The following is a 25,394-nucleotide window of genomic DNA, read 5'->3' on the forward strand; positions in this document are numbered from 1 at the left end:
GNNNNCGGCATNCGAGATCGCCCGGTTGGAGGGCGCCCGATCACGGGCCGAAACAGCCCGTGATCGGGCATACGGAGCGTTGACCGAGCTCGAGGCGTCGCTCGCCGCGACATCGGAGCAGCCGGAGGCGGGGGAGCGGGCTCCGGATGAACGAGACCGGCTCGTCGCGGCTACCTCCGCCGTGCGCGCCGCCGAGGTCGAGGCCCGGTTGGCCGTCCGTACCAGCGAGGAGCGGGTGCGAGGCCTGCAGGGACGCGCCGACGGACTGATCCGCGCGGCGGCGAACGAGCGGGCGGCACGGGCCGCGGCGGCCCGTCGGCACGAGGTCCGCGAGCGGCAGGCGGCCGTCGCGACGGCGATGGGGGATGCGGCTCAGGTCGCTCTCGACCGACTGGACCATTCGCTGGCTCGCGCCGCGGCGGGGCGGGNGGNGGCCGACGCACTGCGCAAGGCCGCCGAGACGGAGCTGGTCGGGGTGCGTGACCAGGGGCGCGCTCTGGCCACCGAACTCGCGGCGCTGCGCGACGCCGCCCATCGCGACGAGCTGGCCCGAGCGGAGAAGCGGCTGCGGGTGGAGACCCTGGAAGCCAAGGCTCTGGAGGAGCACGGTATCGACGCCGATGACCTGGTGGCCGAGTTCGGCCCGGACACGCTGGTCCCGCCGGATGAGCCCGACGGCACCGCGGCGCCGTTCGATCGAGCCGAGCAGAGCGCCCGGGCCGCCACCGCGGAGAAGCAGCTGGCCCGGCTGGGGCGGGTGAATCCCCTGGCCCTCGAGGAGTTCGCCGCGCTTCAGGAGCGGGCCGCGTTCCTGTCCGCGCAGCTCGAAGACATCAAGAGCACCCGCCGGGATCTTCTGCTGGTCGTCGAGGAGGTTGATCTGCGGGTGCGTGAGGTCTTCGCCGTCGCGTTCGCGGACACCGCCCGTGAGTTCGAGATCGTCTTCTCGACGCTGTTCCCGGGCGGTGAGGGCCGGCTGGTGCTCACCGATCCTGATGACATGCTCACCACGGGCATCGAGGTCGAGGCGAGGCCGCCGGGAAAAAAGGTGAAGCGTCTGTCGCTGTTGTCCGGCGGGGAGCGTTCACTGACCGCACTCGCTCTCCTGCTCGCGATATTCCGGGCCCGCCCTTCGCCCTTCTACGTGCTCGACGAGGTCGAGGCAGCTCTGGACGACCGCAATCTCGGCCGACTGCTCGAGGCCGTCGAGGGTCTGCGTGAGAAGTCGCAGCTGATCATCATCACCCACCAGAAGCGGACGATGGAGATCGCTGACGCCCTGTACGGCGTGGCCATGCGGGGCGACGGGGTGACGACAGTGATCAGTCAGCGGCTGCGGGAGCGGGCGGCGCTCTGACGCCGCCGCCCTCCCGCCGGGCGAGCGCCACGGCCTTGTGGCGTCATCTGTCAGGATCGGTACGTGGAGCTCCTCATCCTGATCGTCGTCATCACCGTCGTCGTACTGGCCACCGTGGGCCTGGTGGCCGGCACGGCCCTGCGTCGACGCCCCCGCCGATCCATCGAGGAAGGCCCGCGCCCGGGCGCCGACTACCGTCCCGGGGTCGGTGACGACGCCGAGGTACCCCGCGATTCGGCGACCAGGACGGTCGACGACATCGGTCTTCCCGATGTGCTGCCGCCATCCCCGACGGAGAGCGATGGCGTCGGCGCCCCGCTCGCCGAGATACCGGCCGCGCCGGGGATCCCGGTCCAGGAGCGGATCCCACCGGAGGCACCGCCGCCGGCAGCCGGCCGCCTCGTCCGGCTGCGCCTGCGGCTGGCTCGTTCGCAGAACGCGCTCGGTCGCGGACTGCTCTCCCTGCTGTCCGGCGACAATCTCGACGAGGACGCGTGGGAAGACGTGGAGGCGACCCTGCTCCTCGCCGACGTCGGGGTCACGGCGACCACCGAGCTGGTCGCCGCGCTGCGGGAACGCACGAAGGTGCTCGGTGCCCGCACGCCCGCGGATGTGCGGGAGATGCTGCGCGACGAGCTGCTCGCCCAGATCGGTACGACGACCGACCGATCGCTGCGCACGACGGCCCCGGATCGTCCCGCCGTCGTGCTCGTCGTCGGTGTCAACGGCACGGGCAAGACCACGACCTGNGGAAAAATCGCGCGGCTGCTGGTCGCGGACGGGCGTACGGTCGTGCTGGGCGCGGCGGACACGTTCCGTGCCGCGGCCGCGGATCAGCTTCAGACCTGGGGTGAACGGGTCGGCGCGATCACGGTCCGCGGGGCCGAGGGGGGTGACCCGGCGTCGGTGGCGTTCGATGCGGTCCGACAGGGCACGCAGAGCGGCGTGGACACCGTGTTGATCGACACCGCCGGCCGGCTGCACACCAAGGCAGGTCTGATGGACGAGCTGGCGAAGATTAAAAGAGTGGTGGGCAAGCACGGTCCGGTCGACGAGGTGCTGCTCGTGCTTGACGCCACGACCGGTCAGAACGCGCTTGTCCAGGCGCAGGTGTTCACGCAGGCGGTTGATCTCACCGGAGTCGTGCTGACCAAGCTGGACGGTACGGCCAAGGGCGGGATCGTCATCGCCGTGCAGCGCGAGCTCGGTATGCCGGTGAAACTGATCGGCTTGGGAGAGGGTCCAGACGATCTTGCTCCCTTCGAGCCGGAGGCGTTCGTCGACGCGCTGTTGGGCGAAGCCGGCTGATCGATCGAGTGGCCGCCGGATCGACGAAGACCACAACGTGCTCAGCGTCAAGACCTTCCGGTCGTTCGGCATGTGACCTAAGCTTCATCACTGAGCGGAGCTGTGGGGCTCCGCGGTCAGCCGCGACATGTTCCTCGGTGTTCTCCTGGCTGGGGGGTGAGCGTCCGGCGAGGCGTCTCGCCCTCCTCAGCGCAGAGGGCGGACCCGGCAGGTGAATGACCAGGCCGGCGTCCGTGCGGGCATGCCTCGCCGGGCCGCGCACGTCGCGTCCGCGTCGATCGGCCGATGCGTGACGCCGTCGGTTGATCGGACACGGGGGTGTGCTGCCTTCGTCGTCGGGTGCGTACGCTGGTCCCTGCGGTCCGTCTGCGATCTCGGAGTGTGTGCGCGTGTTCGACACCCTTTCCAGCCGCCTCGACAAGGTCTTCGCGTCGCTGCGTGGCAGAGGGCGCCTTACCGATGCCGACATCGACGCCACCGCGCGGGAGATCCGGGTGGCTCTGCTCGAGGCGGACGTCGCGCTCCCGGTCGTCCGTGGCTTCGTGGCCGCGGTGAAGGAGCGTGCCCGCGGCGCCGAGGTCAGTGCGTCGTTGAACCCTGCCCAGCAGGTAATCAAGATTGTCAATGAGGAGCTCGTCGCGATCCTCGGCGGCGGCACGACGACGCTGCGGTACGCCAAGACCCCGCCGACGGTGATCCTGCTCGCCGGCCTGCAGGGAACGGGTAAGACCACCCTGGCCGGCAAGCTCGGGCGCTGGCTCAAGGCTCAGGGTCACACCCCGCTGCTGGTCGCGGCCGACCTGCAGCGTCCGAACGCGGTCAACCAACTGCAGGTGGTCGGGGCGCGGGCCGGGGTGGAGGTCTTCGCGCCCGAGCCCGGCAACGGGGTCGGGGATCCGGTGCGCGTCGCGCGCGACGCGCTCGCGCACGCGCACCGGCAGGTCTTCGATGTGGTCGTCGTCGACACGGCCGGGCGGCTCGGCGTCGACGAGGAGATGATGCGGCAGGCGGCCGACATCCGCGACGCCGTCTCACCGGATGAGATTCTCTTCGTCCTGGACGCGATGATCGGTCAGGACGCGGTCGCGACCGCGAGCGCCTTCGCCGATGGCGTGGGATTCAGCGGCGTGGTCCTGACCAAGCTCGATGGCGACGCGCGCGGTGGTGCGGCCCTTTCGGTCGCCCAGGTGACCGGTCGGCCGATCATGTTCGCCTCCACCGGTGAGGCCCTGGACGACTTCGACGTCTTCCACCCGGAACGCATGGCGTCGCGGATCCTCGGCATGGGTGACGTCCTCACCCTCATCGAGCAGGCCGAGAAGGCGTTCGAGGCCGAGCAGGCCGAGGCCATGGCGGCGAAGATGGTCGCCTCCGAGTTCACTCTCGAGGATTTCCTCGAGCAGATGCTCGCGGTCCGCAAGATGGGCCCGATCGGCAACCTGCTCGGCATGCTGCCGGGGATGGGCCAGATGAAGGATCAACTGGCGCAGGTCGACGATCGGGACGTCGATCGGGTGGTTGCGATCATTCGGTCCATGACGCCGACGGAACGGCGTGATCCCAGGATCCTGCAGGCGTCCCGCAAGGCTCGGGTCGCGCGTGGATCCGGGGTCACGGTCACCGAGGTCAACCAGTTGCTGGACCGGNTCGCCGAGGCCCGCAAGATGATGCGACAGATGGCTGGCGGCATGGGGATGCCGGGGGGGATGGGTCGAGCGAAGGCCGCCTCGGCTCGCAAGGCCGCGAAGAAGGGCAAGGGAGCCAGTCGCAAGGGTAATCCGGCGGCACGGGCGGCCCAGGCCAAGGCGCAGAAGTCCACTGCGCAGGAGCGGGCGGCGAAGGGCCCCGCGCTTCCGGACGGCATGCCGGATCTCTCGGCGCTGATGCGGCAGCAGGACGGCTTCGGTGGGATGCCGCCGCGCGGCCCCCGCGGGGGCCGTTGACCCGCGCGATGCGGCCGTGGGGCGGGTGCACGGGCTCCCCGCTCGTGTGCGGCGGTCACGATCTGGCAGACTGTAAGCTCAATACAGGCCCTGCCTGCCAGCGTCGGTGTGGCTGCCCTCATTCCTCGCGGTGTCGCGCGGGAGATGTGTGAGTGGCTGTCCGGCGCGGGTGCTTCCCACCACCGGGGCTCCATGCGCAGCCATGGAAAACCAGTGGTCATCGACATGTCTGGAGCCGTTCGACCACCGTGGCAACCAAGATTAAACTGCAGCGTCTCGGCAAGATGCGCGAGCCGCACTACCGCATCGTCGTGGCCGATGCCCGTACCAAGCGGGATGGTCGGGTCATCGAGTCCATCGGGCAGTACCACCCCAAGTCTGACCCGAGCATCATCAAGGTCGACGCCGAGCGGGTGGGGCACTGGCTCTCGGTCGGTGCACAGCCCACCGAGCCCGTCCTCGCGATCCTCAAGGTCACCGGGGACTGGCAGAAGTTNAAGANCCTGCCGGCGCCCCCGCCGATGAAGGTCGCCGAGCCAAAGGCGGACAAGCGGGAGATCTTCCAGGCGGCCGCGCGGGCCGCCGCGGGCGCCGAGGACCGGCCGGCGACCACGCCGAAGAAGGCCAAGAAGTCCGGGTCGGCAGAGGAAGCGGAAGCCGCCCCGGCCACGGACGCACCGGCCGCGGGGCAGTAGGTGCTGGAGGCGGCCCTCGAACATCTCGTGCGAGGCATCGTCGATCACCCCGACGACGTCCGGGTGGACCTGAACAACGGTCGGCGTGGACGCACCCTGGAGGTGCGGGTGCACCCCGAAGATCTCGGGAAGGTCATCGGTCGGCGAGGTCGTACCGCTCGTGCGCTGCGCACGGTGATGGGTGGTGTCGGAGGCCGGGGCCTTCGGATCGACGTCGTCGATGTGGATCGTTAGGATCTGTCGGCGTTGTCGCGAGCTTCGTCCTGATTGCCCGAGAAGTCGTGGCTGAGGAGATCGTCGTCGGGCGGATCGGCCGTCCGCATGGCATCCGCGGTGAGGTCACGATCGAGATTCGTACCGACGTGCCCCACCGCAGGTTTGTCGTAGGGGCGGTCCTCGGTCGCGAAGGGGGGGGGACTGCGCTCACCGTCTCCGGCGCTCATTGGCACTCGGGCCGCCTGTTGCTTCACTTTCGCGGGGTGGACGATCGTGGCGCCGCGGAGGCGCTGCGCGGCGTGCTCCTGACCATCGACGCGGATCAGGCGGGATCGCCGCTCGACGACGCCGACGGTGACGGCGAAGCCGTGGAGATGTGGTGGGATCGGGACCTGGTCGGCCTGCGGGCGGTGACCACGGCGGGCATGTTGTTGGGGCACGTCACCGACATCATTCACTCCCCTGCGGGAGACCTGCTCGCGATCGGCGGCCCGGACGGTGGCGAGCATCTCGTCCCCTTCGTCCGTGACATCGTGCCGACCGTCGACCCCCCCGCCGGCCGGATCGTCGTGGATCCGCCGCCCGGCCTGCTCGATCTCGATTAACCCGGGTCCTGGGCGGGNAGTCGGCTGCGCGCCCTCGGCCCGGTCTTCGGCTGGCGGGTAGATCGGGTTTCTGGGCAGGCAGCCGATATCTCTGAAAGAGCCGATATCTCTGAAAGCAGCCGATGCGCGCCGACATCGTCACCATCTTCCCGGCCTATCTCGAGCCCCTGCGTCTGTCGCTCGTGGGCCGGGCTCAGGAGCACGGAACCCTGCAGATCCATACACATGATCTGCGGATGTGGACCACGGATGTTCATCGCACCGTGGATGACGCCCCCTACGGGGGAGGCCCGGGGATGGTCATGCGGCCCGAGCCCTGGGACGCGGCGTTGTCGCAGATCACCGCACGAGTGGCCGATAGCCGGCCCCGGGTCGTCGTGCCGACCCCGGCGGGGACTCCGTTCACTCAGCGCCACGCCGAAGAACTGGCGCGCGAGCCCTGGCTGGTGTTCTGCTGCGGGCGCTACGAGGGCATCGACGCCAGAGTGATCGAGACCTGGGCCGATGACGAGATCTCCATTGGAGACTATGTGCTGGCCGGGGGCGAGGCCGCGACCCTGGTGATTCTCGAAGCGGTTACGCGGCTGCTGCCCGGAGTACTCGGTAACAGCGCCTCAGTCGCCGATGACTCTTTCTCCGACGGCTTGCTGGAGGGCCCGGTCTACACCCGTCCGCCGGTATGGCGGGGGACCGAGGTGCCGCCCGTTCTCCGCTCAGGCGATCATGAGGCGATCGCCCGCTGGCGTCGTTCCCAGGCGCTTCGTCGTACCCTGTTGCGGCGCCCGGACCTCCTGGAACACCGCGAGTTCGCCGAAGCGGACCGAGTCGTACTCGCTGCCGCCGCGGCCGAGGCGGCCGGGCGGATGCTGCCGGCCCCCACCGAGGGGACGGGCCTGATCCATCATCGTGACGTCGAGGGGCCGGGCGAGGGGTAGGGCGGTCCGCTCTCTCTCCCGGGTGTGGCACAGTAGGATGCAGTGTCCGTCGGTTCGTGACCGGTTCGGGCGGCCTCGGGTCGCATGTCTTTCCCGCGGGACACCTCGCGGTGATTGCGTCCACCCATGCCGGCCGGGTCGGCCTCGACCACGGATTGTCCACCTCGGTGCGTTCCGGGGCCGCGGACCATCCATCTCAACTCTTCAGGAAGCGACTGCCATGCACACCCTGGACAGCCTCGACGCCGAGTCGCTGAGGACCGACGTGCCCGAGTTCTGGCCGGGCGACACCCTCAAGGTCCACGTGCGGGTCGTCGAAGGAAACCGTCAGCGCATCCAGGTCTTCCAGGGTGCCGTCATCCGCCGCCAGGGTGGCGGGGTGCGGGAGACCTTCACCGTCCGTAAGGTCAGCTTCGGCGTAGGCGTGGAGCGGACCTTTCCCCTCCACAGCCCGATCGTCTCGAAGATCGAGATCGTGAGCCGTGGTGACGTCCGACGGGCCAAGCTGTACTACCTGCGTCAGCTGCGCGGTAAGGCCGCCAAGATCAAGGAGAAGCGTGAGCCGGTCGCGCGCTGAGGCCACCGCCACCCCGTGACGCGTCCGGATTCTCCATCCGCGACTTGCCGGTTGCCCGTGCAGGTGGCGCCGCCGTTGATGGACGAAGATAGGCGGCACGGTCCGCAACGCTGTCGCAAGGTGCGGCTGGTGGCACGTCGACCGGTCCGATGAGGTTTGACGGTCGATTCTGCGAGGTGGCGGCGTGAATGCATCCGATCCCAGTGGGCCTCGGGTACCGGGAAGAACCGATGGCGGTCAGCCGGACGGTGCGTGGCCGAGCCCTGCGGCCGAGCCTGACGGCCCGAAGGACCAGGCACAGCCCGACGGTCCGGAAGCCACCGGTCGTCGGGTTTCCCGGCCCGAGGCGGCGCGGACCCGTGGCCGTGGCTCGTTCCTCCGCGAGCTCCCGGTCCTTGTGCTGATCGCCTTTCTGCTCGCCCTGCTCATCAAGGCTTTTCTGGTCCAGGCGTTCTGGATCCCCTCGGAGTCGATGGAGCGGACGCTGCTGGTTGACGACCGGGTTCTCGTCAACAAGGTCGTCTACCACTTCCGCGACGTGCACCGGGGTGAGATCGTCGTCTTCAATGGCAAGGGAACCGGATTCGATCATGCCGAGTCCGTCGTCCCGCCGCCGAGCAACGCGTTCAGCAGGTTCGTTCGTGGCGCGCAGAACCTGTTGGGTCTCGGGGCCCCGAGCGAGACCGACTTCATCAAACGCGTCATAGCGGTCGGCGGCGACACGGTCGCGTGTTGCGATACCGCGGGCAGAGTCTCGGTCAACGGCCATCCGCTCGACGAGCCGTACGTCTACCAGAACGACTATCAGCGGTTCGGTCCGCTGACCGTCCCGGCTGGCTACCTGTGGGTGATGGGTGACCATCGCGGGGCCTCCTCGGATGCCCGGCAGAACGGACCGATCCCGAAGCATGCGGTGGTGGGACGGGCCTTCGTCCGTGTCTGGCCACTTGGCCGGTTCGGATTCCTGGGCGTTCCGAACGATTTCGCCGGGATTCCCGCCGCGTCGGTGCTGCCTCCGGCTCCTCGTGCGTCGGCCGGGTCGACCACATCCGCCGCGCTGTCTTCTACCGGCGACGCCGTGGTGCCGCTGCCGGGCTACCCGGCCACGGATGACGTATCCCTGTTCGCCCTTGCCGTGCTGATCCCTCCGGCGTGGACCGCCACCCGTCGGCCTCGCCGGATGCCACGAGGATCCACGCGCACGCGCGCACCAGGGACGGCTCGCCGCCGCGGTCCGTCATGAGACACTACGGTGTCGCTCTTCGCCGGGATGCCGGGCTGTTCGGTTACGAGCGCGCCCTGAACAGGCATGGTCTCGGCCCGGTCGCAGGGGTCGATGAGGCGGGTCGTGGGGCATGCGCCGGACCCCTGGTCATCGCCGCGGTGATTCTGGCTCCGGAGGCTCGTCAGCGGCTGGCGCGGTTGGCTGACTCCAAGCTCCTGACCGAGCAGATCCGTGAGAGCGTTTTCGAGGACGTGATGGCCGCCGCCGCGGCGTGGTCGACCGTCGTCATCTCCGCGGCCGAGATCGATCGGGTCGGCTTGCACGTGGCCAACATCACCGGAATGCGACGCGCGGTGGCGCGCCTGTCTGCGCGCCCGGGTTACGTGCTCACGGATGGATTCGCGGTCGCCGGTTTCGGAGTGGAGTCGTTGGCGGTGGTGAAGGGAGACCGGGTGGTCGCGTGCGTGGCGGCAGCTTCGGTCGTGGCGAAGGTGACGAGGGACCGGATCATGCGTGCGTTGCACACGCGCTATGCCGAGTACGATTTCGCGCAGCACAAGGGATACGTCACCGCGGCCCACGCGGCGGCGCTGGCGCGCTGCGGACCGTGTGACGAGCATCGGATGTCGTACGTCAACGTGGCTGCGCATGCGGCGACGACGAGGGAAGCACGATCGTTGCGGCTGGAGGACAGGGTGCTTGTGACCAGCCGGCATGGCGTCACGGAGACTGTATGAGCGCGGAAGACCTCGAGAAGTATGAGACCGAGATGGAGCTGCAGCTCTATCGCGAGTACCGCGACGTGGTGGGGCTGTTCTCGTATGTGATCGAAACCGAGNGCCGCTTCTACCTCGCGAACGACTACCAGATCGAGGTCAGGAACAGCACGGACGGCGAGGTCTTCTTCGAGTTGATCTTGCGGGACGCCTGGGTGTGGGACATGTTCCGGCCTGCGCGTTTTGTTAAGAATGTCCGAGTAGTCACCTTTAAAGATATCAACGTCGAGGAGTTGACCAAGGCCGAGCTCTGACGCCGACTCTCGGCGTCACGCTTTCCCGGCCCGGCTGCCTGATCGCCTCGGCATCTTGATCGTCTCGGCGGTATGTTCGGCGGATCGGCACCTCATTCCGGTCGGCTGTCGCCTGGATCGACGGTGCGATTCGACCCGTCNCCGAAGTCCGTGATGACCCGCTGAGATGTCCGCCCAGCTCGCTCCTGTGGAGAAACCCTCGTCATCCACATGTCGATCATGTGGATGGCTCTCCGGCCCGCCCACGTCCACGCTGGTCACGACCGGCGGGCACCCGTCCCCCGGCGAACGGGAGCGGCGATGCGGGCAAAGGACGCACTGGGCAGGTTCGGCGAAGATGTCGCCGCCCGCCATCTGGCGGCGGTCGGCGCCGAGATCCTCGACCGTAACTGGCGCTGCCGCGAGGGCGAGCTCGACCTTGTTGTGCAGGACGGTGAGAGCCTGGTGTTCTGCGAGGTCAAGACCCGATCCGGGACGCGTTACGGATCGGCCGCCGAGGCCGTCGTAGGTCGCAAGGCGGCTCGGATCAGACGCCTGGCCGCCCGGTGGCTCGCCGAGCACCCCCACGCCTCGTCATTGGTGCGTTTCGACGTCCTCCTGGTGTCCCGTCCTTCGACGGGTCCGGTTCGTGTCGAGCACATCCGGGGAGCGTTCTGATGGCTCTCGCGCGGGCCCGGGCGGTGGCGGTCGTCGGGGTCGAAGGTCACATCGTCGAGGTGGAGGCGGATCTCGCCGATGGTCTTCCGCGGCTGACTCTCATCGGTCTGCCCGATGCCGCGTTGCATGAGTCGCGGGATCGGATTCGCGCCGCGATCGTGAACTCGGGCCAACGGTGGCCTGATCGGCGCATCACGCTCGGGTTGTTCCCCGCCACCCTCCCGAAATCGGGCAGTGGTTTCGACCTGGCCATGGCGGTGGCGATCCTCACCGCGGCCGGCGTGGTGCCGCGCGCCGCCCTGCTCCGTCGGGTACTCATCGGCGAGTTGGCGCTGGATGGCCGGGTGCGCGGTGTCCGCGGGGTGCTCCCGGCGGTACTTCGGGCGGTGGCTGCCGGTGTCGAACGGGTCGTGGTGCCGGCGGGCAACGCCGCCGAGGCGGCGCTGGTACCGGGCGCGGNGGNGGNGCCCGCTGTCGATCTCATCAGTGTGCTGGCGCTCCTGCGGGGAGAGATCGCCGCCGAGCCCGTGGCGGCCCCCACGACCGAAGCTGCCTCCACCGACGGTCAGGCCGGGGATCTGGCGGACGTGGCGGGGCAGAGCAGGGGCCGGCTGGCCGTCGAGGTCGCGGCGGCCGGTGGCCACCACCTGTTCATGCAGGGGCCGCCCGGCAGTGGCAAGACCATGCTGGCCGACAGACTGCCCGGGTTGCTGCCGAACCTCGGTACCGAGGCCGCTCTCGAGGTGACCGCGGTCCATTCGGTCGCCGGCCTGCTGCCCGCGGACTGCCCGCTCGTCNCCCGACCGCCGTATCGCAGCCCGCACCACAGCGCGACCCCGGCGGCACTCGTCGGGGCAGGCTCGACGGTGATCCGGCCCGGGCTGGCCAGTCAGGCGCACCGGGGCATCCTATTTTTGGACGAGGCTCCGGAGTTTACCCGTCAAAGTCTCGATGCGCTACGTCAACCGTTGGAGAGCGGAGAGATCGAGATCGCCCGCGCTCGCGCGACGACCCGGTTTCCCGCCCGCTTTCAGCTGGTTCTGGCGGCGAATCCCTGCCCGTGTTCGAAGGCCCGTGGCCCGCGCGCGGTGGGCTGCGAATGTCCGAGCCTGGTCCGTCGGCGCTATCTGGCCCGTCTGTCCGGGCCGCTCCTGGATCGGATCGACATCCAGGTGGCGTTGAGCGCTCCCAGCCGGGCGGAGCTACGGGCGGACCGTGGCCAGGGTGATTCGTCCGCGGTTGTCGCGGCGCGGGTCGCCGCGGCCCAGGATGCGACCCGGGTCCGACTGGCCGGAACGCCGTGGCGGCTCAACGCGGAGGTGCCGGGGCCGGCGATGCGCCGCCTGTGGCCGCTGCCGGCGAGGGCGACGGCCGTGGCCGAGCGGGCATTCGAAAGAGGCCTGCTCACCGCGCGCGGTCTCGACCGTGTCCTGAGGTTGGCGTGGACCTTCGCCGATCTCGCCGGCCGGGGCACGCCCGGTCCCGAGCAGTTCGGTGCCGCGCTGGATCTGAGATTGCCCGGGTGGTCGGCATGAGCGTGGGAGACCCCCATGGGGACGCTCCTGACCGTGACGTGAACCGTGTCGCCCAGCAGGAAGAAGCCGCAGAAGAAGCCGCATCCGGTGCCGTCTTCAGGGAGTGGGACATGAGCTCGACGACTCCGCCGGATGCCCGGGGGGCGGATCCCGCTTCCGCGCCCGGGAGGGTGGCACCGGGTGACAGCGACTGGTCGGATCCCGAGCGGTTGGCCCGTGTCGCCCTGGCTCGCGTCTTCGGCCCGGAACATCGTCGCGTGGCCGTCGAGGTCAGGCGTCGGGGTGCGTTCGAGGTGTGGAATGCGCTCCGGGCGGCGCATCCGAGTGTCGATCCGGTTCGGGACCTGGACGCGGCATGGCGCGCCGGCGCCCGGCTGGTCTGTCCCCAGGACGCCGAGTGGCCCCTCGAACTGGATGCNCTGGACCGCCTTCGGGACGCGGGGGATGGTTCGATGATCGGCACTCCACTGGCTCTGTGGGTTCGCGGTCCGCTCAACCTGAGCGAGCTCCCACCCCGGGCGGTCACAGTCGTGGGCTGCCGGACCGCGACCAGCTACGGGCTGCATCTCGCCGGAGAGATCGCGTTTGCGATGGCGGAACAGGGATGGGCCGTGGTGTCGGGAGCCGCGTTCGGCATTGACGCAGCGGCACATCGGGGGGCGTTGGCCGCAGCCGGACCGACGGTGGCGGTGCTCGCCGGGGGTGTTGACGTTCCCTACCCGACCGCCCATGTGGAACTGCTGGAGGAGATCGCCCGTACCGGGGCGGTAGTCAGCGAGGTGTCGCCGGGCACGCCGCCGTACCGACGCCGATTCCTCACCCGTAATCGCATCATCGCGGCTCTGTCCCGGGGGACGGTCCTGGTCGAGGCGGGCCACCGTAGCGGCGCGCTGAACACGGTCGCCCACACCCGTCGGCTCGGTCGTCCCGTCATGGTCGTTCCGGGACCGGTGACCAGCGCCATGAGCGCAGGCTGTCACCGGCTGCTCCGGGACTTCCGTGAACAGACGGTTCTGGTCACCGGGGCCGAGGACATCAGGGAGGAAATCGCGAGTATCGGATCGCTCGTACAGCGGCCGGCGAGCGGGAATGGCCCGCGGGACGGATTGTCCGAGGCGGTGCGCGAGCTTCTCGACGCGATGCCGGCCCGCGCTGCCGTCGGGGTGTCCGTGCTGGCGCGCCGCACCGGCCTGCGCCCCGAGGCGGTGCTGGCGATGCTGGGCCCACTCGCGGTGGAGGGGCTGGTCGAGAACGTGGCGGGCGGTTACCGCCTCACGGATCTGGGCCGAGCGCCGTCGAACCCGTCCCATCCCGCAACGTCCGGCAGGAGGTCCGGTACCCAACCGGGTGCCGCCCACGGCGGGGCGGATCGTTCCCCGACGCGCAGTACCGCGGATCCGGGACTCGACGGGGAAAACCCCGACGGCGAAAACCCCGACGGGGAGACCTGAGTCAGCCCGGATGCAATGTCCCCGGGTGCAGTGTCACGGACGCCGCGGCGTCTTGACGAGAACCATCGATGTTGCCACGGTCGTCTCATGGTCCTGCGAGGCGAGAGCGCCGAGGAGCCCGCCGACGGTCGGCTTCTGCCGCGGCAGCGCTCCCGAGCGACGTGTGGATCAGACGCCCGGCCAGTCGAGATCGTCGAGACACCCGAGTCCGACTGGGACACGGCGGTCGCGGGTTTTCTCCGCCACCTCATCGCGGAGCTGGCCCGATCTCCTGAGACCGTGCGTGCCTACGCCGCCGACCTCGCTAACCTGCGCGCTCATGCGGAGCGGATGGGCTGTTCGGTCCTCGCCGACCTCGATCTGGCGCTTTTGCGGAGCTGGCTCGCTTCGATGCGCGCCGCCGGGGCGGCGCCGGCAAGCCTGGCCCGGCGCGCCTCGATGGCCCGGGTCTTCTCTTCCTATGCGGCGCGCCATGGCTTCCTCGACACCGACGTCGCCGCACGGCTCGTGGGTAACCGTACGGTCAGAAGGGTGCCTGAGGTGCTCACCGCCGCGGCCGCGCGTCAGCTCCTTGAGAACCCTTCGCCTGATGTGTCGCCCCCGGGCACGTCGCAGCCGTCCGGGCTGCCGGACTCGACGGCAGACTCCGAGCGGGTCGTACGGCGGGCGGTGGAGCTGCGGGACGCACTCGTTCTCGAGCTTCTGTATGGCAGCGGAATCCGGGTGTCCGAGCTGTGCGGTCTTGACCTGGGGCACATTGATGACGACCGAAGGTTGCTGCGGGTCCTCGGTAAGGGCGGCAAGGAACGCAGCGTGCCGTTCGGTGTGCCGGCGGTGGCCGCCCTACGGTCCTGGAGATCAACGGGACGGCCGCGGCTGATGACCGCTCGTAGCGGGCGTGCGCTGCTCCTCGGCCTGCGCGGAGGTCGCCTCGATCCGCGCACGGTACGGCGGATTCTGACGACGAGGGTGGCGGCCGGTGTCGCTCCGGCCGGCCTGACTCCGCATGGTCTGCGGCATTCGGCGGCGACGCACATGCTGGAAGGCGGGGCCGATCTGCGCTCCGTCCAGGAATTTCTCGGCCATGCGAGTCTCGCGACCACGCAGATCTACACCCATGTGACACCGGAACGGTTGCGCGCGGCCTTCGAGCAGGCTCACCCCCGAGCCTGAGACAAGGCCGGGGGACCCAGGGGAGCGATCTGCTGGGAGGAGGGGCAGGAGGCGGGGCGGAGTTCTGCGGAAGAACAGCAGGGGATCGAGGTAGTCTATCCCGCGCAGAAGCCCCCAGTGCAGGCATGCGGCCACCGGACAGCCTGGATGGCCATCGCTCATCCAGCCGAGCAGGTCTCCGGCTCGGACCGCGGTTCCGGGGCTGATCGCCGGCGTCAGTGGTTCGTAGGTCGTGCGGAGGTCGCCATGCGTGACGGTGACGATGCCGCGGTTCGCCACGGACCCGGCGAAACTCACCACCCCGTCGGCCGCGGCGAGAACCGGGGCGGCCGGAGAGGCCTTGAGGTCGACTCCGCGATGACCGGGTCCGTAGGGCGAAGGCGGGCGTTTGAAACCGCGGCTCACCGTGACGGCCCCCGACAACGGCCATCGCAGAGCCCGGACCCCGCCGCCGTGGGCCGGCGGTGCCGCGGAGTTCTCCGGTCCGACGTCGCCGGGTGGCGGGTCCGGGTGCTCGTCCCCTTCTCCGCCGCCCAGCGGGCCAGCGGCCGGCGGGGTCACGGCCGGCCGCGTTCGTTCCCCGGCCCGGCGGGCCGCCGGCCGGAGGGATCGTGGGGCGGAGGGAGGCCGGACGGCGGGAGTCGCCGGTCGTCGAGGTGACGAGGTCGCCTTCGGCGCGGGGGCCGGGGGCGAGGGGGCCGGATGTGCCGCCGGCGTTGACCGCGCCGTGGACGGAGCAGGTGTCGTCGAGGGTTCCGCCGACGTGCCGGGGGTGAGCCTGAGAGGAGGTGGGCCCGCGGTCCTCACCACAGCCCGAACCTGGCTGACCCCCAGAGCCTGCTCGATGACGTCGTGGCGGGGCTCGGTACGGAATCCGTCACCGGGGCCGAGCCCACCGGCGGAGTCGGTCGCACCGGACGGGGCAGACCGCCCAGGCTCGGACAAGGACTCGGGCAAGGCGGTGGTGCTCCGTTGCGGATCACGTGCCGCCAGGACGAGGCGTGGCCCGTCGGCGTGTGGCTTGATCGGCATCGTGACGGGCCGTCCCAGGGCGATCAGGATGGCGACCGCCGGGATGACGAGCCAGAGCGGGTCGAAGCGTGGCAAAGGGGGCATGACGGTGACACCTCCGGGTCCGGGGGAGGCGCGGCGGCCGGATCCGGTCCAGGTCCGCTCGTCCGGCCGCCGCTGTGCCGGTCCGAAGGGGGAGCGGACCGGCCTCGTCCACGGTGCGGCGTTTTGACGCCGTTGGNTAGACCGGCCGTGTGATCTGTGGATAACTCCCGCCGCGTGCTGTCGATGCCCGCGCTCTGTGGACATCGCCGGCCGGTCCGTTGATCCGATCCGACGTGGTAGTCCGATGGATCCTCGTGCCCGGCGGGTATCATCGATCGCAGGGCCCGTCCACCGGGCCCAGTTCGCACGCCCACTGTCGATGATCCGGATCTGATCATCGGAAGGGTCTCCTCGGTCCGCCGCACAGCGGCGGCCACGACCAATCGGGCGTCAGGGGCTGCCGTCGTCAGATGGCGCCGTCACAACCGAGGCGTCCCGGCCCAGGCCGGGCGGGAAGGAGCGACGTCCGATGGCCGTCGTCACCATGAAGCAGCTGCTGGAGAGCGGTGTGCACTTCGGGCACCAGACCAAGCGCTGGAATCCGAAGATGAAGCGGTACATCTTCACCGAACGTAACGGCATTTACATCATCGACCTGCAGCAGACACTGTCCTACATCGACCGCGCCTACGACTTCGTCAAGGAGACCGTGGCGCACGGTGGGACGGTCCTGTTCATCGGGACGAAGAAGCAGGCCCAGGAGGCAATCGAGGAACACGCGGCCCGGGTCGGAATGCCGTACGTCAAGGAGCGGTGGCTCGGTGGCATGTTGACCAACTTCTCCACGGTCTACAAGCGTCTTCAGCGGCTCAAGGAGCTCGAGGAGATCGAGGTGACCGGTGGTACCGAGGTGCGCACGAAGAAGGAGCAGCTCGTGCTGACCCGGGAGAAGGTCAAGCTGGAGCGCACCCTCGGCGGTATCCGCGACATGAGCCGGGTGCCGAGCGCGGTGTGGGTCGTCGACACCAAGAAGGAGCACATCGCCGTCGGTGAGGCCCGCAAGCTCGGCATTCCCGTCGTGGCGATTCTCGACACGAACTGCGACCCGGACGAGGTCGACTACCCGATCCCCGGCAACGACGACGCGATCCGCAGCGCTGCCCTGCTCACCCGGGTGGTCGCCGATGCGGTCGCGGACGGTCTGATGGCCCGTGCGGGCGCCTCGAGCTCTGCCGATGCCAAGCCCGAGCAGTCCGCGGGTGAGGAGCCGCTCGCCGAGTGGGAGCAGGCCCTGCTGCGTGGTGAGGCACCTGCCGAGGCCCCGGGTGCGGTGGAGCCGGCGACGGCGGAGCCCGCGGACGGGACACGGCCGGACGCCGCGGTCGGCACCGCGGTCTGACCCGCTACCGCGTCTCATTCGCCTGCGGTGGTGGCGATCGACCAACGGTGACATTGTGTGAGGATGACGGTGGTTCCCCGAGTCGGGTCGGGGACCACCGCTCCCGAATGTCAGGCCTGGTTCCGGTGGTCGGACCCGTGCACCGGATCGGGCGCGCAGCCAGGGCCGCTCGGGCGGGCGCTCCCGCGGCGCCCGGCGGGCACCGCGGGACCGGGGCCGATAGAACTACGACAGCATCCAGACCCACACCGACGAGAAGAGCACCATGGCAGAGATTTCAGTCGCTGACATCCGGAAGCTCCGGGAGCTCACCGGCGCTGGGATGAGCGACGTCAAGAAGGCGTTGGTCGACAACGCCGGGGACTTCGAGAAGGCGAAGTCCTGGCTGCGGGAGAAGGGCAAGGCGCAGGTCGCCAAGCGTGCGGCACGCAGCGCCGCCAACGGCCTGGTCGAGTCCTATCTGCATCGGACCGACCCGCAGCTCCCGCCCACCCTCGGCGTGCTCGTCGAGCTTCGCTGCGAGACGGACTTCGTGGCCAAGACCGAGGACTTCAAGCAACTCGCCCGCGATCTCGCGCAGCACATCGCCGCGGCGGACCCGCTGTACGTCACCGCCGAGCAGATCCCGAACGAGGTCCTCGAGGCGGAGCGAAAGATCTACGAGGCCGCGGCCCGCGAGGAGGGCAAGCCCGAGCAGGCGATCGCGAAGATCGTTGAAGGGCGCGTCAACGGGTATGTGAAGAGCAGCGTGCTGCTTGACCAGCCATGGGTGAAGGACGGCAAGGTGACCATCCGAGCTCTGCTCGACCAGGCCGGCGCGTCGCTGGGTGAGAAGATCGAGGTCGGTCGGTTCTCCCGGTTCAACATCCGCCAGGCCTGAGCGTCGTCGGACCGCCGGCTCCCTGTCGGGTGGCCGGCGGCCGTCGGCTCCGAGGCTTCTCGGNGGGTGCGGTGTCGGCCCAGGTCGGCGGGGACGTCGTGGTAGGGCACACTGCAGGCGGCGGCTGTGCGATCATCGGTCAGGCGAATCCGGGACCGGGCGGGACGGCTTCGCCCCTGGGACGACGAACTCGGCTGCGCTCGGCCGAACCGCGGTGATGACAGGACCGGCGCCCGGTGGACGCCGGCGGACCAGGAACAGACGGAAGGAAATGCGGTGATCGACGACACGCTTCTCGAGGCCGAGGAGAAGATGGAGAAGGCGGTCTCGGTCGCCAGGGAGGACTTCGCGAACATCCGCACGGGGCGTATCACTCCCGCGGTCTTCTCCAAGATCCTGGTGGACTACTACGGCGCTCCGACACCGGTGCAGCAGCTCGCGTCGTTCCACATCCCGGAGCCACGTATGGTGATCATCACGCCTTACGACAAGTCGTCCCTGGGGGCGATCGAGAAGGCCGTGCGTGATTCCGATCTCGGGGTCAACCCGAGCAATGACGGCACCATCATCCGGTGTGTTTTTCCGGAGCTGTCCGAGCAACGGCGTCGCGATCTTGTCAAGGTGGCTCGGACCAAGGCCGAGGAAGCCCGGGTGAGTATCCGCAACGTCCGACGTCACGCCAAGGACACGATCGATCGGATCGTGCGGGACGGCGATGCCGGCGAGGACGAGGGCCGGCGGGGTGAGAAGGATCTCGACGAGGCAACCCACCGATACGTCGGACAGGTGGATGAACTTCTTCGGCTCAAGGAATCGGATCTTCTCTCGGTTTGATCACTCCCGCGTCCGTTCTCGATACCGGCCGCTCGCTCCGATGTTCGGTTCCCATGGTCTCGGAATCGCCTGGACGGTCCCCGGATCCGCGCATGACGCATACGCGATGCGGCGGTCGCTGCCCACGGCCGGGCAGCCATGACGACTGTCGACGGCCGCGCGGTGGCTGAGTCCGGGCCGTCCGGGTCATCCGCGCCGCCGGGATCCTCGCCGCCGGGATCCTCGCCTGGGTCCGGTAATCACGGCCGGCCCGCCGGGACGGCGTCCCGGCCCTCACGTGCCGGCCGCAATCTGCCGGCCGCCATCGGTGTCGGCATCCTTCTCGGTGCCGTCATCCTCGTTCCGCTGTTCACCCTGCGGGTGATCTTTGTCGGGGTGATCAGTGCCGCGATGGCCCTGGGCACCCACGAGGTGGTCCGCGCGATCCGACTGACGCAGGTACGGGTTCCCCTGCTTCCCCTGGTTGCCGGGGCGGCGGCCATGCCGGTCGTCGCGTACGCCGACGGGACCACCGGCCTGCTGCTGACTCTCGCCGGCACCATCGGCGTGGCGGCGCTGGTCCGTGCTTTCGGGCCGTCCACGGGTCTGCTCCGCGACGTCGCCGGCGCCGCGTTCGTGGCCGGCTACATCGGCTTTCCGGCAGGCTTCGCCGCGCTGCTCACCGAACCCTCCGANGGTCGCTGGCGAGTCGTCGCCTTTCTGGGAACGGTGGTGGCCAGCGACGTCGGTGGTTACACGGCCGGTGTCCTCTCCGGCGGTCGGCACAAGATGGCCCCCACCGTCTCCCCGGGGAAGTCGTGGGAGGGATTCGCCGGTTCGGCGGTGACCTGTGTGATCGTCGCCGGGATCGTGCTGGCCTGGCCGCTGGAGGCCGAGGCCTGGCAGGGCGTTCTGCTCGGGCTGGCGGTCGCGTGTACCGCGACGATCGGCGACCTGGGTGAGTCTCTGCTCAAGCGCGACATCGGCATCAAGGACATGAGCAGCCTGCTGCCCGGCCATGGTGGCCTGATGGACCGTCTGGACTCGTTGTTGTGCACCGCCCCGGTCGCCTGGCTTCTGATCACTTCCTTCCTGAACTGATCGAAACCGGGTCCAGTCGACCGGTCTCGCCTCTCGTAGGCCCCTTCGGACAGATCAGTGCATTCGTCTCGGTCGCGGTCACCTGGCAGACTGGATCCGCGATGACTGCCACGACCGCCGAATCCGGACGTCCGGACCAGCCCCCGACCGCCGAGGCGGGCCGGCCCGTGCGGCTGACACTCACCCGGCGAGTGGGCCGAGCGCCGCGTCACCTCGCCGACCTGACCCGGCAGGAACGGCGTGACGTCGCGGTGTCGCTGGGGCAGCCGGCCTTCCGCGCCGATCAGGTGGCCCGGCACTACTATGCGCGGTTGATCGCCGCCGATGAGCCCGAGGCGATGACCGACCTGCCGGAGCGGGACCGCCAGCCGCTCCTCGACGCCCTGCTGCCGAGGCTGCTCGTCCCGGTGCGGACGCTGAGCTGCGACGACGGTCTGACCCGCAAGACGGCATGGCGGACCGTGGACGGCGCTTCTCTCGAGTCTGTGATCATGAGATATCCGGATCGCGCGACGGTCTGTGTGTCGAGCCAGGCGGGCTGCGGCATGGGCTGCCCGTTCTGTGCCACCGGTCAGGGGGGGCTGACCCGCAACCTGTCGACCGCGGAGATCGTCGAACAGGTCGTGCACGCCGCCCGGGTTCTCCGGCGCCGTGAGCTCGCGGGCGGCGAGACCAGGTTGTCGAACGTGGTCTTCATGGGGATGGGCGAGCCGCTGGCGAACTATGCCGCGGTGATCGCCGCGCTACGCCGCCTCACCGCTCACCCCCCCGACGGCCTGGGCCTGTCGGCTCGCGGCCTGACGGTCAGCACCGTCGGCCTCGTTCCGGCGATTCGTCGTCTGGCCGGAGAGGGCCTGCCGGTGACTCTGGCGGTGTCCCTGCACGCCCCGGACGACGTTCTACGGAACGAACTCGTCCCCATCAACACCCGTTGGCCGGTGGTCGAGGTGCTCGCGGCCGCCTGGGAGTACGCCGAGATGACCGGCAGACGGGTAAGCGTCGAGTACGCGCTGATCGACGGGGTCAACGATGACGTGGGACGCGCCGACGCCCTCGCGGACCTGCTCGTCGGCCGGCTCGCGCATGTGAACCTCATTCCGTTGAATCCGACCGGTGGATCCTCGTGGCGCGCCAGCGCCCCGGCCGGCCAGCGCGCGTTCGTCCGCCGGCTCCGTGACCGCGGCATCGTGACGACGGTGCGCGACACCCGGGGCCGGGAGATCGCGGCAGCCTGCGGACAGCTCGCGGCCGAGCCGGCCGGGAAGCCGGAGCGGAGGGACCGGCCGGAGCAGGTCGGATCCGACCGTCTCGTCGAGTTCGGTGCCGTGGGGAGCACGACGCCTGACGGTGACCGTGTCCTTCGGTAGTCCGACGAGTCGACGCCGGGGGGCCTCCCGGCCGGGTATCCGGGCGACGAACACCGTATGGCTGCCGATCACGGCCGCCGCCGGAGTGTTGCTGCTGCTCCTGTGGTACGCGATGTCCCAGGAGCCGGGGCCGGCGAAGACCTCGGCGACCCAGGCCGCTCTCGGAGCATCCGGCGGTCGTGCCGCCGGTGCCGCCGTGGCGTCGGCCATACCGTTGCCCACGGTCCCACCACCCCCCGAGAGCGGCTGCGTCACCGGGAAGACCCTGCCGTCCGGGATCGGTACCCGCACGCTGCGGGTGGGAGGAACCGAGCGCGGCTACGTCCTCGCCGTACCGACCGCGGGTCCACGGGCCAGGCCACTACCACTGATCTTAAATTTCCATGATCTGAATCAGACGCCGGAAGATNTGGAAGCGTACACGCGGCTCGCCGATCAGGGGACGAAGGCGGGCTTCGTGGTCGCCGCCCCGATCGGGACGCAGATGCGGTGGAACTTCACCAGATCGAAGGCGGTGGGACCCGACGACGTACTCTTCGTCGGCGCGCTGCTCAACGACCTTGTCGGTCAGATGTGCCTGGACGCGGGACGCGTCTTCGCCGTGGGCTACGGTGACGGCGCGAACATGGTGCTCACGCTGGCCTGCGCGCTGCCGGGCCGTCTTGCGGCGGCGGTGACCGTCGGGTCGAGCGTGCTGCCCGGCTCCTGCGCCAAGCCCGCCACCAACGTCCTGGAGATCCATGGGACCTCGGACCAGATCGCACCGTATGCCGGCGGAGGTGCTCCGCGACCGGCCCCCTTCACCGGGGTCGTCGCGCAGCCCGTGGAAGACCGGCTCGCCCGGTACGCCTCCGCTCTGGGCTGCGGCGGAGCCCGCCAGACCTCCCGGGACACGGCCGCCTGGCAGCGCACCGTGTGGAGCGGCTGCCCAGCCGGCCACGATGTCGGACTGTTAGCCATGCAGGGCGCGGGGCACACCTGGCCGGGGGCGCAGGCACGCCCGGCGCTGGGTCCGACCTCCGTCAGCCTGAGTGCCACCATTGTGGCGTTGACCTATTTCGGTTACACGCCTACGCCCGCGACAAGTGGCCTGCCCGCTCCCGCCGTCTCCGCCGGTCCCGCCGGCCCGGGCGTCGCCACCAGTCCGACTCCCGCGGCACCGTCGGCTGAATCCTCCGGACCCGCCGCATCCTCCGGACCTGCCACCACGCCCGCGTCGCCCGCCGCCCCGGATGCCGCCCCCCGTGCCGAACCGTCCGGGCAGCCGGCAGCCGGCGCCACACCTTCTTCCTCACCCGGCCGGGGATGAGTAGACGTCGGAGCCGTCGTCGACGTGACCGACCGGGCCGACGTGCCACCCCGATCGGGGTGGCCGATCGGGGTGGGCGGCGACCGCAAAGTCCTGCCCACCAGACCTGACGAAACGTAGTTGTCACTGGACCCATTGCGCATCTTCGGGTGGCACCTGTCATGAACCGAACAGGGCGGCGTCGAGCGGTCGGTGGGCCTGAGAGAATAGGTGACGTGGTGGAGGCTTCGATCCTGCGTGAGGTTGTCCTGCTCGGGTCCACCGGTTCGATCGGAACCCAGGCAATAGATGTCGTACGCCGCAACCCGCAGCGGTTCCGGGTGGTGGCGTTGATGGGCGGCGGGTCCCGGGTGGACCTGCTCGCCGCTCAGGCACTGGACCTCGGCGTCCAGGCCGTGGGAGTGGCGGCGGCCTCGGCCGCTCAGGACCTCCAGCTGGCCTTCTTCGCCGAGGCGTCGCGGCGTGGCTACCGTCGGGGNGAGTTCCCCGTGCCAAAGATTCTCGCCGGTCCCGACGCCGCGAGCGAGATCGCGGCGTGGCCATGCGACATCGTCCTCAACGGCATCACCGGCTCGGTCGGGTTGGCCCCGACGCTCGCGGCGCTGGCCGCCGGCCGGACTGTGGCGTTGGCGAACAAGGAATCGTTGGTCGCCGGGGGGCCGTTGGTGCTCGACGCGCTCGGTGGCGACCCCGACCGCCTGGTGCCGGTGGATTCCGAGCACTCCGCACTGGCGCAGTGCCTGCGTGGCGGGCGGCGGGACGAGGTACGCAAACTGGTGTTGACCGCCAGCGGAGGTCCCTTCCGCGGGCGCCGCCGCGACGAGCTTGCCGCCGTTACCCCGGAGCAGGCGTTGGCCCATCCCACCTGGGACATGGGACCCCTGGTGACGATCAACTCGGCGACCCTGATGAACAAGGGGCTTGAGCTGATCGAGGCGCACCTGTTCTTCGGGGTTCCCTACGACGACATCGAGGTCGTCGTGCACCCCCAGTCGTTGGTGCACTCGATGGTCGAGTTCACCGACGGCTCGACGATCGCTCAGGTCTCCCCACCGGACATGCGACTGCCCATCGCGCTGGCGCTCGGCTGGCCGGACCGGGTGGCGCAGGCACAGCCGCCGATGGACTGGTCGCGGGCGCAGGCGCTTACCTTCGAACCGCTGGACGAGGTGGCGTTCCCGGCGGTGGAGCTCGCGCGCACAGCCGGGCGGCGCGGCGGCACCGCCCCCGCGGTCTTCAACGCCGCGAACGAGGAGGCGGTGGCGGCCTTCCTCGCCGGGCGGCTGCCCTTCATCCGTATCGTCGACCTGGTGGCCGAGGTCATCGCCGAGCACGAAGTGATCGATCATCCCACGGTGGAGGAGGTGTTCGCCACCGAACGAGCCGCGCGGGCGGCGGCAGGGCGGCTGATCCGGCGCGAGACCGAACGGGACACGGTATGAGCCGCCCCCCCGGCGCCGAGGGGGCGGTCTGATGGAGCTTCTCGGCATTGCGGCGTTCGCACTGGCCCTGCTGGTGTCGGTCGTCGCGCACGAGGCCGGGCATTTCGTGACGGCCCGGCACTACGGCATGAAGGCCTCCAAGTTCTTCGTCGGTTTCGGGCCGACCATCTGGTCCCGGCGGCGGGGGGAGACCGAGTACGGTGTCAAGGCCATTCCGGCCGGCGGTTTCGTCAAGATCGAGGGGATGACTCCGCTCGAGGAGATCGATCCGGCCGATGAACCCCGCGCCTTCCACAATGCGCGGGCGCGGGCCCGGCTCGTGGTCATGTCGGCCGGTTCCTTCGTGCATTTCGTCATCGCCATCGTGCTGGTCTACGGAGTGCTCGTTGTCCTGGGCACGACCACGATCAGCGAGTCGAGGGTCGGCGCGACGAGTTGCATCGCCACGACCGCGACTTGTTCCGGACCGGGGCCGGCCGCGGCGGCCGGTCTGCGGCCGGGTGACCGGATCGTCAGCTTCGGCGGAGTTCCGGTCACGACCTGGACGCAGTTCACCCGGCAGGTGCGTGCGCACGGAGCGGGGCCTGCGGTGATGGTCGTCGAACGGGACGGCCGCACCCTCACTCTCACGCCGAACCTGGTGGAGGTCCGGCGCGATCGGGAGACCGGGCAGGCGGGCGACGACCGGGTCGGCGCCTTGGGCGTCAAACCGGGAACCGAGACAGTGCACTACAACCCGATCGAAGCGGTGCCCCGCACCTTCGATGTCATCGGGTCCGGGTTCACCGGCATGTACGAAACGCTGACCCGCCGGATCGGTGATATCGGTAATATCTTCAGCGACAACCGCGACCCCCAGGGTTTCATCAGCGTGGTGGGAGCGGCGCGTATCGGCGGTGACGTGGTCTCGGCCGAGGGCAGTTCGGCCGTGGACCGGGTGCGGAACCTTCTCATTCTGGTCGCCGCGATCAATCTCGCGGTCGGAATTTTTAACCTGTTGCCCCTACTCCCGTTGGACGGCGGTCATATTGCCGTGCTGGGCTTCGAGCAGGCCCGGCACGGTCTACGCAGGCTCCGGGGTTATCGCGGTCCGGTGCAGAAGGTGGATTTCGCCAAACTGTTACCAGCCACGTACGCCACGGTCGTCGTATTGCTCGGGTTCAGTCTGCTTGTCCTGTCCGCCGACATCGTCAATCCCATTCGCCTGAATCAGTAATTTCGTATGAACATGCGCGACGGTGTGCCATTCTGCCCTGCCTCCTGCAGCCGACAGGCCGAGTCAGTCGCACGTCGATCTTCGTCTCCGATTCGCCAGTGAGG

General features: G+C 69.6%; 22 protein-coding genes and 2 pseudogenes (1 of these 24 only partly in view). 23 read left to right on the plus strand and 1 reads right to left on the minus strand.

What is annotated here, in order from left to right:
* The 15 genes and pseudogenes from smc to ALLO2_RS09755 all read left to right on the plus strand — a co-directional run.
* A pseudogene (smc, locus tag ALLO2_RS09685) lies at nt 1-1,357 on the plus strand (chromosome segregation protein SMC) (it extends 2,312 nt beyond the left edge of the window).
* A gap of 63 nt (nt 1,358-1,420) precedes the next feature.
* Nucleotides 1,421-2,665 (plus strand): signal recognition particle-docking protein FtsY, encoded by a 1,245-nt coding sequence (gene ftsY, locus ALLO2_RS09690; RefSeq protein ID WP_035731308.1) that lies wholly within the window; start codon nt 1,421-1,423, stop codon nt 2,663-2,665.
* Nucleotides 2,666-3,054: 389 nt separating this feature from the next.
* Entirely contained in the window at nt 3,055-4,608 is a 1,554-nt protein-coding gene (gene ffh / locus ALLO2_RS09695) for a signal recognition particle protein (RefSeq protein WP_035731311.1), read from the plus strand.
* A gap of 248 nt (nt 4,609-4,856) precedes the next feature.
* Nucleotides 4,857-5,303, plus strand: coding sequence for a 30S ribosomal protein S16 (rpsP, locus tag ALLO2_RS09700; protein WP_035731314.1), 447 nt, complete (start codon nt 4,857-4,859; stop codon nt 5,301-5,303).
* Complete coding sequence (locus ALLO2_RS09705; RefSeq protein ID WP_011437969.1) at nt 5,304-5,537, plus strand: RNA-binding protein; 234 nt, start codon at nt 5,304-5,306, stop codon at nt 5,535-5,537. It begins immediately after the preceding gene.
* A gap of 47 nt (nt 5,538-5,584) precedes the next feature.
* Nucleotides 5,585-6,124, plus strand: a complete 540-nt coding sequence (gene rimM / locus ALLO2_RS09710; protein WP_011437968.1) for a ribosome maturation factor RimM — start codon at nt 5,585-5,587, stop codon at nt 6,122-6,124.
* 122 nt (nt 6,125-6,246) lie between these two features.
* On the plus strand, nt 6,247-7,059 hold the full coding sequence (gene trmD, locus ALLO2_RS09715) for a tRNA (guanosine(37)-N1)-methyltransferase TrmD (protein ID WP_011437967.1): 813 nt from the start codon (nt 6,247-6,249) through the stop codon (nt 7,057-7,059).
* Between the two features lie 220 nt (nt 7,060-7,279).
* Nucleotides 7,280-7,636, plus strand: coding sequence for a 50S ribosomal protein L19 (gene rplS, locus ALLO2_RS09720; RefSeq protein WP_011437966.1), 357 nt, complete (start codon nt 7,280-7,282; stop codon nt 7,634-7,636).
* 184 nt (nt 7,637-7,820) lie between these two features.
* On the plus strand, nt 7,821-8,879 hold the full coding sequence (gene lepB, locus ALLO2_RS09725) for a signal peptidase I (protein ID WP_011437965.1): 1,059 nt from the start codon (nt 7,821-7,823) through the stop codon (nt 8,877-8,879).
* Nucleotides 8,876-9,598 carry a ribonuclease HII gene (locus ALLO2_RS09730; protein WP_011437964.1) on the plus strand — a complete coding sequence of 241 codons (723 nt, stop codon included), beginning with the start codon at nt 8,876-8,878 and terminating at the stop codon, nt 9,596-9,598. Before lepB ends, ALLO2_RS09730 begins: the two co-directional genes overlap by 4 nt.
* The gene (locus ALLO2_RS09735; protein WP_035731318.1) at nt 9,595-9,891 is read left to right on the plus strand and encodes a DUF2469 domain-containing protein; all 297 of its coding nucleotides are present in this window, start codon (nt 9,595-9,597) and stop codon (nt 9,889-9,891) included. The genes ALLO2_RS09730 and ALLO2_RS09735 overlap by 4 nt, the downstream gene beginning before the upstream one ends.
* 300 nt (nt 9,892-10,191) lie before the next feature.
* Nucleotides 10,192-10,548 carry a YraN family protein gene (locus ALLO2_RS09740; protein WP_011437962.1) on the plus strand — a complete coding sequence of 119 codons (357 nt, stop codon included), beginning with the start codon at nt 10,192-10,194 and terminating at the stop codon, nt 10,546-10,548.
* Nucleotides 10,548-12,083, plus strand: coding sequence for a YifB family Mg chelatase-like AAA ATPase (locus tag ALLO2_RS09745; protein ID WP_035731321.1), 1,536 nt, complete (start codon nt 10,548-10,550; stop codon nt 12,081-12,083). The genes ALLO2_RS09740 and ALLO2_RS09745 overlap by 1 nt, the downstream gene beginning before the upstream one ends.
* A 110-nt stretch (nt 12,084-12,193) precedes the next feature.
* Nucleotides 12,194-13,534 carry a DNA-processing protein DprA gene (dprA, locus tag ALLO2_RS09750; RefSeq protein WP_011437960.1) on the plus strand — a complete coding sequence of 447 codons (1,341 nt, stop codon included), beginning with the start codon at nt 12,194-12,196 and terminating at the stop codon, nt 13,532-13,534.
* A gap of 87 nt (nt 13,535-13,621) precedes the next feature.
* Nucleotides 13,622-14,707 carry a tyrosine-type recombinase/integrase gene (locus tag ALLO2_RS09755; protein WP_023840225.1) on the plus strand — a complete coding sequence of 362 codons (1,086 nt, stop codon included), beginning with the start codon at nt 13,622-13,624 and terminating at the stop codon, nt 14,705-14,707.
* Between the two features lie 93 nt (nt 14,708-14,800).
* On the opposite strand, the pseudogene ALLO2_RS26335 reads toward ALLO2_RS09755, so the two are convergent.
* A pseudogene (locus ALLO2_RS26335) lies at nt 14,801-16,027 on the minus strand (M23 family metallopeptidase); the annotation flags it as partial.
* A gap of 265 nt (nt 16,028-16,292) precedes the next feature.
* Between ALLO2_RS26335 and rpsB the strand changes: the two are divergent.
* From rpsB to ALLO2_RS09800, 8 genes are all read left to right on the plus strand, one after another.
* Complete coding sequence (rpsB, locus tag ALLO2_RS09765; RefSeq protein ID WP_011437957.1) at nt 16,293-17,162, plus strand: 30S ribosomal protein S2; 870 nt, start codon at nt 16,293-16,295, stop codon at nt 17,160-17,162.
* Between the two features lie 265 nt (nt 17,163-17,427).
* Nucleotides 17,428-18,042, plus strand: a complete 615-nt coding sequence (tsf, locus tag ALLO2_RS09770; RefSeq protein ID WP_011437956.1) for a translation elongation factor Ts — start codon at nt 17,428-17,430, stop codon at nt 18,040-18,042.
* 276 nt (nt 18,043-18,318) lie between these two features.
* Complete coding sequence (gene frr, locus ALLO2_RS09775; protein ID WP_011437955.1) at nt 18,319-18,876, plus strand: ribosome recycling factor; 558 nt, start codon at nt 18,319-18,321, stop codon at nt 18,874-18,876.
* 138 nt (nt 18,877-19,014) lie between these two features.
* A complete protein-coding gene (locus tag ALLO2_RS09780) occupies nt 19,015-19,956 on the plus strand; it encodes a phosphatidate cytidylyltransferase (RefSeq protein WP_035731326.1) in 942 nt (313 codons plus the stop codon).
* A gap of 101 nt (nt 19,957-20,057) precedes the next feature.
* Complete coding sequence (rlmN, locus tag ALLO2_RS09785; protein WP_023840223.1) at nt 20,058-21,323, plus strand: 23S rRNA (adenine(2503)-C(2))-methyltransferase RlmN; 1,266 nt, start codon at nt 20,058-20,060, stop codon at nt 21,321-21,323.
* On the plus strand, nt 21,304-22,632 hold the full coding sequence (locus tag ALLO2_RS09790; protein ID WP_232235003.1) for a PHB depolymerase family esterase: 1,329 nt from the start codon (nt 21,304-21,306) through the stop codon (nt 22,630-22,632). Before rlmN ends, ALLO2_RS09790 begins: the two co-directional genes overlap by 20 nt.
* A gap of 161 nt (nt 22,633-22,793) precedes the next feature.
* The gene (gene dxr, locus ALLO2_RS09795) at nt 22,794-24,074 is read left to right on the plus strand and encodes a 1-deoxy-D-xylulose-5-phosphate reductoisomerase (protein ID WP_011437951.1); all 1,281 of its coding nucleotides are present in this window, start codon (nt 22,794-22,796) and stop codon (nt 24,072-24,074) included.
* A gap of 31 nt (nt 24,075-24,105) precedes the next feature.
* Nucleotides 24,106-25,290 carry an RIP metalloprotease gene (locus tag ALLO2_RS09800; protein ID WP_011437950.1) on the plus strand — a complete coding sequence of 395 codons (1,185 nt, stop codon included), beginning with the start codon at nt 24,106-24,108 and terminating at the stop codon, nt 25,288-25,290.
* Nucleotides 25,291-25,394 lie beyond the last annotated feature (104 nt).

It is taken from the genome of Frankia sp. Allo2, assembly GCF_000733325.1.
In the GTDB taxonomy this organism is placed as follows: Bacteria; Actinomycetota; Actinomycetes; order Frankiales; family Frankiaceae; genus Frankia; species Frankia casuarinae.

Excerpts from the sequence above, each read along its gene's own strand:
- trmD (WP_011437967.1), top strand. The coding sequence starts at position 6,247 with ATGCGCGCCGACATCGTCACCATCTTCCCGGCCTATCTCGAGCCCCTG.
- rplS (WP_011437966.1), top strand. The coding sequence starts at position 7,280 with ATGCACACCCTGGACAGCCTCGACGCCGAGTCGCTGAGGACCGACGTG.
- ALLO2_RS09730 (WP_011437964.1), top strand. The coding sequence starts at position 8,876 with ATGAGACACTACGGTGTCGCTCTTCGCCGGGATGCCGGGCTGTTCGGT.
- ALLO2_RS09740 (WP_011437962.1), top strand. The coding sequence starts at position 10,192 with ATGCGGGCAAAGGACGCACTGGGCAGGTTCGGCGAAGATGTCGCCGCC.
- ALLO2_RS09755 (WP_023840225.1), top strand. The coding sequence starts at position 13,622 with ATGGTCCTGCGAGGCGAGAGCGCCGAGGAGCCCGCCGACGGTCGGCTT.
- rpsB (WP_011437957.1), top strand. The coding sequence starts at position 16,293 with ATGGCCGTCGTCACCATGAAGCAGCTGCTGGAGAGCGGTGTGCACTTC.
- tsf (WP_011437956.1), top strand. The coding sequence starts at position 17,428 with ATGGCAGAGATTTCAGTCGCTGACATCCGGAAGCTCCGGGAGCTCACC.
- rlmN (WP_023840223.1), top strand. The coding sequence starts at position 20,058 with ATGACTGCCACGACCGCCGAATCCGGACGTCCGGACCAGCCCCCGACC.
- ALLO2_RS09800 (WP_011437950.1), top strand. The coding sequence starts at position 24,106 with ATGGAGCTTCTCGGCATTGCGGCGTTCGCACTGGCCCTGCTGGTGTCG.